Origin of the sequence: Longirhabdus pacifica, from assembly GCF_004115085.1 — a bacterium.
Lineage (GTDB): Bacteria > Bacillota > Bacilli > Paenibacillales > DSM-105158 > Longirhabdus > Longirhabdus pacifica.
The window spans coordinates 20,251-34,873 of record NZ_QXJP01000004.1; the positions used below are offsets into that span (position 1 = coordinate 20,251).

General features: G+C 39.1%; 12 protein-coding genes and 1 other annotated feature. Of the genes, 7 read left to right on the top strand and 5 right to left on the bottom strand.

Annotated features, from left to right (window positions below; all coding sequences use genetic code 11):
* Positions 1-49 precede the first annotated feature (49 nt).
* From D1Z92_RS04015 to nagA, 3 genes are all read right to left on the bottom strand, one after another.
* Positions 50-826, bottom strand: coding sequence for a YheC/YheD family protein (locus D1Z92_RS04015; protein WP_128894381.1), 777 nt, complete (start codon positions 824-826; stop codon positions 50-52).
* A gap of 108 nt (positions 827-934) precedes the next feature.
* Positions 935-1,678, bottom strand: coding sequence for a glucosamine-6-phosphate deaminase (gene nagB / locus D1Z92_RS04020; RefSeq protein WP_128894382.1), 744 nt, complete (start codon positions 1,676-1,678; stop codon positions 935-937).
* Positions 1,665-2,873 carry an N-acetylglucosamine-6-phosphate deacetylase gene (nagA, locus tag D1Z92_RS04025; RefSeq protein ID WP_128894560.1) on the bottom strand — a complete coding sequence of 403 codons (1,209 nt, stop codon included), beginning with the start codon at positions 2,871-2,873 and terminating at the stop codon, positions 1,665-1,667. Before nagA ends, nagB begins: the two co-directional genes overlap by 14 nt.
* Before the next feature lie 218 nt (positions 2,874-3,091).
* On the opposite strand from nagA, the gene nagE reads away from it, so the two are divergent.
* Both nagE and D1Z92_RS04035 read left to right on the top strand, forming a co-directional pair.
* Positions 3,092-4,489, top strand: coding sequence for an N-acetylglucosamine-specific PTS transporter subunit IIBC (gene nagE, locus D1Z92_RS04030; protein WP_128894383.1), 1,398 nt, complete (start codon positions 3,092-3,094; stop codon positions 4,487-4,489).
* A 122-nt stretch (positions 4,490-4,611) separates the two neighbouring features.
* On the top strand, positions 4,612-5,337 hold the full coding sequence (locus tag D1Z92_RS04035; RefSeq protein WP_128894384.1) for a GntR family transcriptional regulator: 726 nt from the start codon (positions 4,612-4,614) through the stop codon (positions 5,335-5,337).
* A gap of 108 nt (positions 5,338-5,445) precedes the next feature.
* On the opposite strand, the gene D1Z92_RS04040 is transcribed toward D1Z92_RS04035, so the two are convergent.
* Together D1Z92_RS04040 and fabV are read right to left on the bottom strand one after the other, a co-directional pair.
* Positions 5,446-6,192 carry an SIS domain-containing protein gene (locus D1Z92_RS04040; protein WP_128894385.1) on the bottom strand — a complete coding sequence of 249 codons (747 nt, stop codon included), beginning with the start codon at positions 6,190-6,192 and terminating at the stop codon, positions 5,446-5,448.
* A gap of 275 nt (positions 6,193-6,467) precedes the next feature.
* Positions 6,468-7,646, bottom strand: coding sequence for an enoyl-ACP reductase FabV (fabV, locus tag D1Z92_RS04045; RefSeq protein WP_128894386.1), 1,179 nt, complete (start codon positions 7,644-7,646; stop codon positions 6,468-6,470).
* A gap of 237 nt (positions 7,647-7,883) precedes the next feature.
* Positions 7,884-8,102: a binding site (T-box leader), on the top strand.
* Positions 8,103-8,174: 72 nt separating this feature from the next.
* Between fabV and proB the strand changes: the two genes are divergently transcribed.
* The 5 genes from proB (at position 8,175) to D1Z92_RS04070 (ending at position 14,613) form a co-directional block, all read left to right on the top strand.
* Positions 8,175-9,287 (top strand): glutamate 5-kinase, encoded by a 1,113-nt coding sequence (gene proB, locus D1Z92_RS04050; RefSeq protein ID WP_128894387.1) that lies wholly within the window; start codon positions 8,175-8,177, stop codon positions 9,285-9,287.
* A 121-nt stretch (positions 9,288-9,408) separates the two neighbouring features.
* Positions 9,409-10,653, top strand: coding sequence for a glutamate-5-semialdehyde dehydrogenase (locus D1Z92_RS04055; RefSeq protein ID WP_128894388.1), 1,245 nt, complete (start codon positions 9,409-9,411; stop codon positions 10,651-10,653).
* Positions 10,654-10,740: 87 nt separating this feature from the next.
* Positions 10,741-11,598, top strand: coding sequence for a pyrroline-5-carboxylate reductase (gene proC / locus D1Z92_RS04060; RefSeq protein ID WP_128894389.1), 858 nt, complete (start codon positions 10,741-10,743; stop codon positions 11,596-11,598).
* 270 nt (positions 11,599-11,868) lie between these two features.
* Positions 11,869-12,996 carry a citrate synthase gene (gene mmgD / locus D1Z92_RS04065; RefSeq protein WP_128894390.1) on the top strand — a complete coding sequence of 376 codons (1,128 nt, stop codon included), beginning with the start codon at positions 11,869-11,871 and terminating at the stop codon, positions 12,994-12,996.
* Positions 12,997-13,167: 171 nt separating this feature from the next.
* Positions 13,168-14,613 carry a bifunctional 2-methylcitrate dehydratase/aconitate hydratase gene (locus D1Z92_RS04070; RefSeq protein ID WP_128894391.1) on the top strand — a complete coding sequence of 482 codons (1,446 nt, stop codon included), beginning with the start codon at positions 13,168-13,170 and terminating at the stop codon, positions 14,611-14,613.
* The last annotated feature ends 10 nt before the right edge of the window (positions 14,614-14,623 follow it).

Below are 14,623 nucleotides of genomic sequence, written 5' to 3' on the forward strand. Positions count from 1 at the left end.
AAATCATGGCGATTTGCAGTGAAAGCTTGTTCGTTATAGATACATGATTTTAGCGCATCCGATCTTTCCACCCTAGATAACCGCCACGATATTTTAATAAACTACGTATTCTTTTTATTGCCGCTCTGTTGCCCAATTTTCGAAAGACATCCAAGCCAGGAGAATGGGTATTAACCTCTATTATCCACGGACGATATTTTCGATCCAACCCGATATCTACTCCGACACCCCGTTTTAAAGTAAATCGTCCATCCATGTCCTCTGCAATTGCTCTACTTAACCTCGTTATTTCTCTAATGACCCTTTTTCTTCTACTTTTCGGTAAGTGACGCAACAATTTGCTGACGGATGTGACACTACCTCCACCATGATTGTTGGTAATAATTTTTCCGCGTTTGGACACACGAACGACCATGCCTGTTACGACCCAATCATTTTTTTTGTTTTTTTGGACCCACACTCGGATGTCTGTCCATCTTTTTCTATATTTTAATAATCTTATTCCTCGTTGTACAATGTATTTTCTTGTCCTTTTTGTCCTTCTTCTATTATATAAAATAGAGCGATACATTCTGGGGAAGGAAGAAAATTTTCTAGATCGATATCCTACTTTGTAGCGAAATTTTTTGGACCCTTTTTTCTGTTTCCATACTTTCATTACGCCTTTACCCGCAACCCCAACATCTGGCTTGACATAGACCATACGATATTTACGAAGATATTGTTTCAAATTTCTTCGACTCATTACCCTTGTACCAGGTATATAGGATGCAAATTTGGGATTCATTGTTAATCTCCTAGCTTGTATCACTTTACTAGGTCTCATTGTATACACCTCTTTTATTGAGATAATATACTGTATGTTATGGCGTCATACTTTGACAGTTCGTATGTCCAGCTCGATGTAAAAATAATGCAGGAGTATCAGCAATATTTATTTAGCTGGTTCAAGTTCCACATTTACCATCGCATCTTCATCTACGATAACCGTGACGTTGTCGTGTGTATTTAAAATCGATGCAGGGAAAGCAGTGGAAATATCCCCCTTAAGCAATCCTTTCCAAGCATCACTCTTTTCTTTACCAGAGATAAGCAATAAGATCTCTTTACTCTTCATAATGGAGGAAATGCCCATCGTTATGGCATGGGTAGGTACTTTGTCTATAGAATCGAAATATCGAGCATTGGCCTCTCTCGTAGATACGTCCAATTCAACGACGTGCGTTTTGATGTCAAATGAAGTACCAGGTTCGTTAAAACCAATATGACCGTTATTCCCGATACCTAAAATTTGCAAGTCAATACCACCCGCTGCCTCCATCTTGTTTTCATACGTTTCACATTCAAGTTGTGTATCTTTTTCCGTACCGGAAGGAATATGAATATGTTCGTCTTTCATATCGATATGGTCAAATAATGAGTCGTACATGTAATGGTAATAACTTTGCGGATCTTCTTTCCCAATACCAATATATTCATCTAAATTGAATGAAGTGACATCTTTGTATGACGTACCGTTCTTCGCATGATCTCGGATTAAAACATCATACATCCCTTTAGGAGTTCCTCCTGTTGCTAGTCCAAGTGTAATATTCGGAACTGCCTTCACTTTATTGATGACATATTGTGCAGCATGTTCACTTAATGTTTGATAATCTTTCACTTTAATGATTTTCATGTTGTTCATCCTCTCTTTTAAAAGCAATGTGACCACGACAAATGGTCATGCATACGTTCATTTCTGCATCCAACAACACCAGATCAGCATCCTTGTCAGGAGCAATGCTACCTTTGCGATCAAACACATTCAACTGCTTTGCTGGGTTTTCTGCTGTCATCTTCATCGCTTGTTCTATTTTGGCATCAGTAAATAGTTGTATATTTTTAAATGCGTCGTTCATTTTCAGTACACTTCCTGCGAGTGTATTCTCGTCTAATAAAGCCTTCCCATCTTTCACGGTAATCATCTGTCCACCTAAATCATACTGCCCATTTTTCAAACATTTTGCTCTCATGGAGTCTGTGATGAGTATCATTCTATCTTCTGTCAACTGACGATAAGCAATGTCAACGACTTCTGGAGCAACATGTATACCGTCTGCAATGAGTTCCACCATCAACTCTTCCTTATGAAAAGCAGCACCTACCACACCTGGATTTCGATGATGCAACCCTGTCATTTGATTGAATAAATGTGTAACATGACGCGCACCATATGCTATAGCTTGACATGCTTCATCGTACGTCGCATCACTATGTCCAATGGAAGCAACAATGTCGTTTTCGTTTAAACACTGAAGTAGTTCAAAATCTTGATCCAATTCAGGTGCCAAGGTGACTAATTTGATATTCTGCTTAGAAAGCTCATGAAATTGAAGAAACGTATGCTTATTTGGAGTCAATATATGATCGGACGGCTGTGCGCCTGCTTTGTTCTCATTAATAAAAGGCCCTTCTAAATGGATGCCTAAAATTTCAGCTTGGCTAGCTGACTGTTGGTTAGCCATATAATCAGCAGTAACTTGCAGCGCCTTTTCTATCGCAGGCTTGCTTTCCGTCATCGTCGTAGCTAAAAAACTTGTTGTTCCTTCTTTAGGCAATGTGTTCACCATGATGTCTAACGACTCGTACGTGGCGTCCATGACATCTGCTCCATTGACTCCATGGATGTGAACGTCAATCATGCCTGGTATAACCATGCTATTCTGTGGAACAGGAATGACTTCATATTCATCTGTAGAAGATAAAGATTCCATGCTGCCAACTTCTTTGATATATTTGTTTTCTATTTTTATATAACCGTCAGCAATGACACCAGACTGTGCAAATATTTTAATATTTGAGATTAACAGCTTCTTTGCGTTGGGACTCATCATCGGTCTTCCTTTCCCTGAGGTTGTTTATATCATTTAGACTATCATTATTCATTCTAGTTGTCTATACCACTTGTATACAGTTCATCTTTTATTAATTTTATTATTGAATTGAAAGTAATTGTTCATAAAATTGGTATAGACATCTATTCAATTTTGATGTTAGTATAGATCTATCGCAAACGCTTTCAGTATTATTAACAAAGGAGAGATGCAATATGTTAAGTTTCTTACAAAAGATCGGTAAATCTTTAATGTTACCGATTGCGGTTCTTCCAGCAGCAGCTTTGTTGCTTCGTTTAGGACAAGATGATTTATTAGGTATTGCTTTTATGGCACAAGCAGGTGGAGCAATATTTGATAAATTACCTTTAATTTTCGCTATTGGGGTAGCCATCGGATTTTCAAAAGACAACAACGGTACCGCTGCACTAGCGGGTGCTATCGGTTATTTAGTGCTCGATGGAGGACTAACAGCAATTGATCCCAATATTAATATGGCAGTATTAGGAGGAATCATCTCTGGTATCGTTGCTGGTTTGTTATACAACCGCTTCCATGATATTAAATTACCTGACTGGTTAGGCTTTTTTGCAGGAAGAAGATTTGTACCTATCGTAACAGCTGCAACCATGGTTATATTAGCTGGAATCTTCGGTTATGTATGGCCACCAATTCAAGACGGTATTAATGCAATTGGAGATTGGATTATTGGAGCAGGTGCTGCAGGGGTAGGTCTTTTTGGATTGCTAAATCGTCTACTCATTCCTGTTGGTCTTCACCACGTCTTGAACACATTTATGTGGTTTGAATTTGGTGAGTTTACAAATGCAGCAGGAGAAGTGTTAAAAGGTGATATTCCAAGATTTTTTGCGGGTGATCCTGATGCGGGAATATTCCAAACAGGCTTTTTCCCTATCATGATGTTTGGATTACCAGCAGCATGTTTCGCAATGATTGTAACGGCGAAAAAACATTTAAGAGCAAAAGTAACGGGCATGTTAGTGGGTTTAGCTTTAACTTCGTTTTTAACAGGTATTACAGAACCAATTGAATTTACTTTCATGTTCATTGCTCCAATTTTATATGTTATTCATGCTTTATTAACAGCAAGTGCATTAATGGTAACTTACGTATTAGACATACACCATGGATTTGGATTCTCGGCAGGAGCATTTGACTATTTGTTAAATTTCTCTATTGGACAAAAACCGCTATTGCTTCTATTAGTCGGCTTAGTATATGCGGTGATTTACTTCTTAGTATTTACGTTTGTTATCAAAAAGTTCGACATTAAGACACCTGGACGTGAAGACGAAGAAACGGAGACGGATTCCACAACGACAGCAACTAACGATACTGGAAGTGGCCAAAGCAAATATGAAAGAATGGCTGCAAACTTCATGCAGGATCTAGGCGGAATAGACAACCTAACAGAGGTTGATAACTGTGCTACTCGCTTAAGATTAGAAGTAAAAGATTCATCCAATGTTAATGAAAAAGCACTGAAAGAGCATGGTGCCAAAGGTGTGTTAAAATTAAATAAAACTAGTGTACAAGTTATTGTCGGTACGGATGTAGAATTCATAGCAGATGAATTACGCAAATTAAAGTAAGTCGTTCATTCAACTTCATCTTTGTTTGAGGTAATAAGTTGGTATAACCAACTTATCTATTGTTTTATTTGTAAATTAGCGGTATCATTTTCTAGGAAACTTGAAGAAAGGTGGAGTTGTATATGGTCAATAAAAACTCCCCTCTCCCTCTGTACTATCAGATCGAAGAACATATTAAAACGTTAATTCTATCGGAAGAGTTAAAAGCTGGTGATACCCTTCCCTCTGAAAGAGAACTCGCGGAACGGTTTCAAACGAGTAGGATGACCGTTAGACAAGCCATTGGTAATTTAGTGAACAACAATTATTTGTACCGAGAAAAAGGCAGAGGGACTTTTGTGTCACATCGGAAATTTGAGCAAAACCTTCAATCTCTTACTAGTTTTAGCGAGGACATGAAAAGCAGAGGACTTAAGCCAGGAAATAAGCTATTGCATTTTCAGATTTCACCTGTGGCAGATGATTTGAAGGAGCCATTGGCACTGGAAGAGGGAGAATTAGTTTACACCGTCAAACGCATTCGATTAGCAGATGATGAACCGTTAGCACTGGAAACAGGCTACATTCCTGTCAAATTGATTCCTAATTTAAGCCAAGAAATACTGCAAAAATCACTATATCGATACGTAGAAGAACAATTGAACTACACTTTAGGTTACGCTCATCAAACAGTGGAAGCTGCCATCGTATCCAAGGATGAATATGAGCAATTGAAAATAAAAAAGCATGATCCTGTGCTGCTTATTTATCGCAAAACGTTTTTAGAAGATGGAACACCTTTTGAATACGTTCATTCTACATACCGAGCGGATAAATACAAATTCAAAATCAATTTAGATCGTTTATAACAGCTTAGCAGAACATGTACAGATAGCTTGAAAGCGCTATATGAAAGGACTCCATATGATAATGGAGTCCTCTTTTTTGTGTATATTCATCTGTTTCTTTTGCACCTATTACTCTATTCCCTGAAGTAATAAAGGGATGCGTGAGCTATAATTATCTATTAGTGATCGGTTATGTTCATCCGCACCTTGTACATTTCCACTTAAAAATATAGGTGGCGTAAAACCATCTTCCGCCATCATTTCAATAGCCTCTGCTATAATCCCATTAATAATGGTCGTTCCTATTACAGTCGAAGTAGGGGCGAATGGAACCTTCACTTTGGGATGTGTCAAAACAGCATCACCAATAACAGAGTAATTATGTATCGCCTCATCTACCACTTGTTGAAGAAACAAGCCACTAGTATGTTTAGCTTGTTCAGTTTTAGGATAGTCAAAAGAACATATAGCAACCACGTACGCTCCTTTTTCCTTTGCGTATAAAGCCACATCTATTGGTACAGGATTTTTCCCTGAAGTAGAAACGACAAATACCACATCTTCTTCTCGAATGTCTTGATTTTCAAGAAATGTTTGCGCATAATCATGTTGCCTTTCTAATTGTGAAGAACGAATAGCCCCTTGATGGAGCATAAGGGACTCTTCAAATATAGGTTTAATCGGAACGAGACCACCCGCTCTATAAAACACTTCTTCTCCAATCATGTGGGAATGACCACAACCAAATAATTGAATAATGCCTCCACGTTGAATAGCATGAGAAACTTTACTGGATATGCTTTTCAATTTGTCAGCTTCATGTTCTAAAAGAAAGTGAAATCGTTTTTCTATTTCTTGAATGTAACGCTGTAACATGGATTTTCTCCTTCTGCTGTAGGTTGTCATATTGTCATTTCTTCATCTTGCTTAGCGGTAATAAGTTGAACAAGTTCATTCAACTTATATAAAGATGAAGAAATAATGAAAACCAAGTTTACGCCTCAGTTGCCAGGCGTAAAGGTTCATATTGTCATTTCTTCATCTTATGCTTAGCGGTAATAAGTTGAACAAGTTCATTCAACTTATTTATTATATAAGATTACCGTCCTATTATCCCCTGTTTTCAGCAGAAGTTTAAAAATCTCCTTTATTTATAAAGACAACTCAACGTCGACGTCTTTTTCGTAATCAATTTTGTCAAATTCAAATCCAAATAACTTCATAAAATCTTTTTTGTACCCTTCGATGTCAGAAAGTTCATATAGATTATCACTATTCACCTTCTCCCAAATTTGGGCTACTTCTGCTTGGACATCTTCTCTCATTTCCCAATCATCCATGCGAATGCGTCCATCTTCAGCACACTGTACGGATTCTCCACCATACAAGCGATCCGCAAACATACGAACCATTTGCTCTCCGCATCCTTCGTGAATTCCTTTTTCCTTCATTACTTTAAACAAAATTGATATATATAATGGGACTACAGGAATAGCGGAACTAGACTGTGTCACTAATGCTTTATTGACAGAGACATACGCTTTTCCACCCACAGGAGATAAGGATTCGTTCAATACTTTGGCAGTACGGTCTAAGTCTTCCTTCGCTTTTCCAATTGCACCATTGGTATAAATCGGATACGTCAATTCAGGTCCAATATAGGAGAAAGATAACGTTTTTACACCTTGCTCCAGTACATCTGCCGCTTGCAATGCATCCATCCACATTTGCCAGTCTTCTCCGCCCATTACTGCAACGGTATCTTGCACTTCTTGCTCTGTAGCTGGTTCAATAGAAACATTCGACACTTCATCACTTTTCGTATTAACCGTCTTACTGCTATACGTACCTCCTATTGGCTTCAACACAGATGTAAATGTTTCTCCCGTTTTTGGATGCGTACGTCTTGGGGATGCTACACTATAAATCACGAGATCTACTTTTCCTACACTATCTTTAATCGCTTGAATCGTTTCTTCTTTTATCTCATCTGAAAAAGCATCTCCATTGATACTTTTACTCACAACGCCTGCTTCTCTTGCAAATCTATCAAATGCAACGGTATTGTACCACCCTGCAGAAGCTGTCCGTCCGTTTTGCGATGGTTTTTCATAAAAAACACCAATCGTATTCGCTCCACAAGAAAAAGTAGCAGCGATACGAGATGCAAGTCCGAATCCCGTTGAAGAACCAATAATGAGTACATTTTTAGCTCCGTTTTCCACTTTATGTTTTTTAGCATGTGCGATTTGCTCCTGCACATGTGCCTCACAACCTTCTGGATGTGCAGTTGTACAAATAAACCCTCTCACTTTTGGTTTTACGATCATAAGAAACCCTCTCCATAATTAAGATAATGTATTAGTACTAGGTACTAAATATTAATTCTATTTTAGCATAGTTATAAATGGAAAGAAAGCCAACCCATTCAGAATTTTCTTTATATGTAATCCCTTTACCGCTTTACAAAAATGAAAGCATTTGATATCCTTATTAAAACGTTTTGATGTGTTGCACATATATGGCACGTCAACTGCACATCAACATCCATATGAACATTTAAATATACAAACGTAATGAAGGGACCAGTAGAAAGTAGCGTAGATCAAGAGAGTGGATTTCCTGGCTGAAAGAGTCCACACTATAGCGCTTTTGAAACCTATCCCCGAATGGTCAATGATAAATTGAACAGTCCCCTTGCTGTTATCAAGGAAAAGTTGGTTGACTTCACTTCACATAGAGTCAACAACTAAGGTGGTACCGCGGAAGACATTTTCGTCCTTAACATAGGATGGAAATGTCTTTTTGTCTGCAGTATTCCAATTTCTCAGGTGAAAAACAAGAAAGGACATCATCACATGAAAAAAGTCGTCGTAAAAATAGGCAGTAGTTCACTCACTTCAAGAGAAGGCGGTCTAGATCATGTCAAAATTAAGTACTACGCAAAAGAACTAGCTTCTCTGGTCAAAGAGGGAATACAAGTCATCTTTGTTACATCTGGAGCCATTGCCGCTGGCTTTAAAGCGATTGGTTACAGTCAAAAACCATCATTATTACACGAAAAACAAGCGGCTGCAGCCGTAGGCCAAGCATTGCTCATGCAAGCCTATCAGCAACAATTAGCACCTTATGGCATAGGGGCGGCACAAATCTTACTCACTAGATCGGACTTTTCTGAGCGTCATCACATTCGTAATGCACTATCTACGATCGAAGAATTAATCAGGCGTAACTATATTCCTATTATTAATGAAAATGACACCGTTGCTGTAGATGAAATTAAATTTGGAGATAACGATACGTTATCCGCACTCGTTGCCAATATGATTAAAGCCGACAAACTACTTATTTTTACGGACACAGATGGGTTGTACACTGCCGATCCTTTCAAAGATGAAAAAGCAGAACGAATTGAAGTCGTAAAAAGCATTGACGCACAACTCATGCAATTAGCAGGGGATAGCTCCAGTAAAGTCGGCACTGGCGGTATGCGCTCTAAAATTGAAGCTGCACGCATCGCTACGCGTGGGGGAGTGCCCGTATTTATCGGTAAAATAACACAGGAAAATGCCTTACTAAAAGCAGTAAACGGGGAGATTGCTGGCACTGCCTTTGACGCAGCATCACATAACTTACCAATGAAAAAGCAATGGATTGGTTTTCACTCTAAAGTATGTGGCCGCATTTACATTGATCAAGGAGCTGAAGAAGCCCTTCTTCACCGAGGTAAAAGCTTATTACCAGCTGGAGTTCAATCAATTGAAGGCGAATTTCATCCCGGTGATGTCGTTGAAGTCATGAACGCCACAGAGCACATTGTGGGTAAAGGGGTCAGCAATTATTCCAGTAGGCAACTCAAAGCCGCTGCGGGACTTTCTACTGGTGATGTAAAACAACGACTAGAAGTACACCGTATCGAAGTGATTCATCGTGATGAATGGATGACATTAACGGATCATATCGAGGCTTAATGCTTAACGTACAACATAAAGTTTTACATTTCCAAGGTGGAAAAAGCTTCATATTAAAACTAAATAAGATGATTGAACAAGTTCATTCAACTTATCTATATTAGACAGGGGAGTGGATACGATGTCAGATGTAAAACGTAAAGCGGAATTAGCTGCTTCTGCGAAACAAAAGCTAATTAGGTTAACGACAGAACAAAAAAACGAAGCACTTCAATGTATTGCAAATGCATTAGGAGAGCAGTCAGCACAAATATTTGCTGCCAATCAAAAAGATTTACAGCACGGGAAAGAAAATGGACTAAGTGATTCTCTACTCGATCGATTAGCACTAAATGAGAATCGGGTAGCAGGAATGCAAGAAGGAATCGAGCAAATTATTTCCCTACCAGATCCCATCGGGGACGAAATCGAAACATTACAACCAGAGAATGGCTTAAACATCAAAAAAGTTCGCGTTCCCATCGGTGTCATTGGCATGATTTATGAAGCAAGACCCAATGTCACCATCGATGCGATTGCGTTAGGCATCAAAACTGGAAATGCCGTCATACTAAGAGGTGGATCAGCTGCCCTTTACAGTAACGAGCAGCTCGTAAATACCGTCAAATACGCTCTAGAACAAACCAATGTCCCAGCATCTTGTGTGCAACTTGTTGCCGATAGTGATCGTCAATCTGTGCAAGACATGTTGAAGTTAAATGGTCTGATCGATGTCATCATTCCACGTGGTGGCGCAGGACTCATTAACCATGTCGTACAACATGCTACGGTTCCCGTCATCGAAACGGGTGCAGGCATTTGCCACACTTACATCGATAGAGAAGCGAATGTGGAGATGGCGACAAACATCGTCATGAACGCTAAAGTACAACGCCCATCCGTATGCAATGCGATGGAAACACTGCTTGTTCATGAGGATTTTGCACAAGAGCATTTATTGTCCATATTAGAAGCTTATCGGCAAGCAGGCGTAGAATTAAGAGGTTGCAACCGTACGAAAACATTACTTCCATCAGTAAAAGAAGCAACCGATACAGATTGGGACACAGAATACAATGACTATATTCTTTCCATTAAAATTGTCAATCATATGGATGAAGCCATCACCCATATTCATCAGCATGGGACGATGCACTCAGAATGTATCGTGACCGATAACCAAGCGCACGCAGCAACATTTTTACAACAAGTCGATGCCGCAGCGGTGTATCATAACGCATCTACGAGATTTACAGATGGTTTTGAATTTGGGTTTGGTGCGGAAATAGGTATTAGTACACAAAAATTACATGCAAGAGGTCCGATGGGATTACATGCGCTAACCTCTTCGAAATATACCATATATGGAACGGGACAAACGAAGTGAGTAAAGTGGAGTCATAACGTACGTCCACTTTCCAAACAAAGAGAACAACAGCCAAAATTAAATAAAAATAAAGGTGGATGAAATCACATGCAACACGTACTATCTTCTCAGAACATATGCTTTATCGGTGCAGGACCGATAGTAGAAGCTATCATCAGGGGTATACTGCAACATCATGATATGCATGACCATATCACCGTTACAAATAGACAAAACACCACTCGATTAGAAGAGCTACAACATACATTGAACGTAAATATCGCTACTACCAAAGAAGAAAAAAAACAAAGTATATCGAAAGCAGATATCGTGATATTGGGTATGAAACCGCATAACGTAAAAGAGGTTGTAGAAGAAATCGAACCATACTTATCACAAAAACAACTTATCATCTCTATTGTAGCTGGACTAAGTATCGCTTCCTTTCAACAGCTCTTACATGATCGTATACCTTTCATTAGAACGATGCCCAACACATCTAGTACGATTGGTCTCGGGGTCACAGGTATTGCATGGTCTGACGAAGTGACAACGGAACAACGTCAATTAGTAAAAGCCATGTTTGAAGGCATTGGCATCGTCAAAGAAATCGAAGAAGAGCAAATGCATATATTGACTGCCATTGCTGGTAGTGCACCAGCGTATGTTTATTATTTTATGGAAGCCATGTTAAAAGGCGCACTAGATCATGGTTTAGACAGGCAAGATGCACTGGACATGATTGTTCAAACTGTCATAGGTGCAGGACAAATGGTAAATATAACAAAAGAAGATCCAGCAACACTACGAAAAAACGTGACTTCACCAAAAGGAATTACAGCGGCTGCAATAGAAAAACTAGATGAGGGAGAGTTTGATTATACTATCGTGTCTACGATTGATCGTTGCGTCGAACGGTCTGAAGAGGTGGAAGACATGGTAAATAAAATAAATTCCACACCATAACAAGTGGGACATTATTCAGTGTTTCATAAAAATCCTAAATTTGAACCCTTCTCCCCCCTATTGACTATAATCCTACTATTATAATACTATAGAATTATCAGAGAAATTGAATTTCATCTTTTAAAGGATGATCATATGCCCCCACTTTGACCAAGTGGGGTTTCCATCGGGTGGACTCTATTCTCTGCTGATTGGTCATGGTTTCATGTTTCAGTCTTCCTTTGTGCTTCATTACTGGTTTGCCATTCTATTTTGAGAGGGGAAAAAATAATGACAACTCAAAAAACGTTTGCACCTGGACTAGAAGGCGTCATTGCAGCAGAAACGAACGTATCTTTTTTAGATGTTGAAGCAGAAGAAATAGTCATTCGCGGCTATGATTTAATTGAACTAGCTAACAAGAAACAATATTTAGACGTTGCATATTTACTTATCCATGGAGATCTTCCTTCTAACGAAGAAAAGAAAGCGCTTCAAAAAGAACTGCAAGGGAAATATCACCTCCCATCTTACGTTTCACATATTTTCAATTCATTACCAAAACAAACCAATATGATGGATGCATTGCGAACGGGAATCTCTGTTTTGGCGCATGAAGATGAAACGCTAGAAGATCATAGTGAAACAGCAATCAAGCAAAAAGCATATGATTTACTCGCTAAAATTCCTACCATTATTGCGGATAGCTACCATATTGTAAATGGAAATGAACCGATTAAACCTGATGCATCATTATCTTATAGCGCCAACTTTTTATATATGATGACTGGCAACGTTCCTACTGATTTGGAAGAAGAAATTTTCGATCAGTTGTTAACCGCGTACATAGAGCATGAAATGCCTAACTCTACTTTCACTGCACGCGTCATATCTTCTACATTATCTGATATTTACGGTGCGTTGACAGGCGCTGTAGCTTCACTCAAAGGAACATTGCATGGCGGAGCGAATGAAGCTGTCATGTACATGTTGCTAGAAGCAAAAACGCCTGAAAATTTCGAAAAACTGATTAGAGCGAAATTAGCGAATAAAGAAAAAATAATGGGTTTTGGGCACCGTGTATATATGAAAAAAATGGACCCTCGTGCACTACTTATGAAAGAAGCGTTAAAGCGTTTAGTAGAAGTAAAGGGCAATGAACAATTATTAACGATGTGTGAACTAGGAGAAGACATGATGCGCAATGAGAAAGGGTTATATCCAAACCTTGATTACTATGCAGCTCCTGTCTACTATTTGCTCGGAGTACCAATAGAGCTTTATACCCCTGTTTTCTTCTCATCTCGCGCTGCTGGACTGAGTGCGCATATATTAGAACAACATAGCAACAATCGCATCTTTAGACCAAGGGTAAACTACTTAGGTAAAAGAGGGCTACACCCTACCACATTATCATAACCACATACATGACAAAAAGATACTACGACAAAACAATATGAAATGAACCAACTATTATTTACTCCAATGTGTAGACTAGTAACTAACGTGAGTAAGAGAGTAAATGAGTAGTAGTTTGCGTCAATAAATCATAGAACATCTCTTGTAAAAAGAAAGGATGACATCTAAACAATGAGTCAATATATAAATCAAAATAACCAACAACCTACAGATCAGTTGCTAATAGATATTGCAGAATATGCTTTAAATAAAAAAATAGATAGTGAAATAGCGTTTGAAACCGCTCGTTATGTACTAATGGATTCGCTAGGCTGTGGATTATTAGCACTTTCTTATCCTGAATGTACAAAACATTTAGGGCCGATCGTGCCAGGAACGATCGTACCGAACGGCGCTAAAGTACCAGGTACCCCATACGTACTAGATCCAGTCCACGCTGCATTTAATATCGGATGCATTATTCGTTGGTTAGATTACAATGATACTTGGCTCGCTGCGGAGTGGGGACATCCTTCCGACAACCTCGGGGCTATACTTGCAGTTGCAGATTACATTAGTCGTAAAAACATAGCAGAAGGAAAAGCACCGTTAACGATGAAAGAAGTGCTAGAAGCTACGATTAAAGCACACGAAATTCAAGGTGTACTTGCGTTAGAAAATAGCTTAAATCGAGAAGGATTAGACCATGTACTGTTCGTAAAAGTAGCTTCTACTGCTGTTGTTACAGCGATGTTAGGCGGAACGAAACAGCAAATCATCAACGCACTTTCTAATGCTTGGATTGATAACTCTAGCTTACGTACGTATCGCCATGCGCCAAACACTGGTTCTCGTAAATCATGGGCTGCTGGAGATGCTACAAGTCGCGCTGTACGATTAGCACTTATCGCGGTAAACGGTGAAATGGGATATGCTACAGCACTCTCTGCGCCAAAATGGGGATTCCAAGACGTATTGTTTGGAGGAAAAGCATTAACGTTAGCTAGAGAACTAGATAGTTATGTCATGGAAAATGTACTATTCAAAATCTCTTACCCTGCCGAATTCCATGCACAAACCGCTTTAGAATGTGCGATTGCATTACACGAAGAGGTAAAAGATAAATTAGATGACATTGATAAAATTACATTGACGACGCATGAATCAGCGATTCGTATTATCGATAAAACAGGACCGCTTCATAACCCTGCTGATCGCGACCATTGCTTACAATACATCGTTGCGATTGGTCTTGCCCATGGCAATTTGACCGCAGATCACTATGAAGATGCAGCGGCGAAACATCCGCTCATTGATGCATTGCGAAATAAAATGGACGTAGTTGAGGATAAACAATACAGTGTAGATTATCTCGACCCAGACAAACGTTCCATAGCAAACGCTATTCAAATTACATTTAAAGATGGCAGCAGTACCGATAAAGTGGAGCAACATTACCCTATCGGTCACCGCCTACGCAGAGAAGAAGGTATTCCGAAATTAAAACAAAAGTTCAGTGCGAATCTTGCTACGCAAATGTCAGCTGCAAGAACAGAACAAATTGAAGCAGCTTGCGCACAACAACACACACTAGAACAATTAAACGTAAATGACTTTATGGACTTATTCGTCAACTAATTGGAGCGTG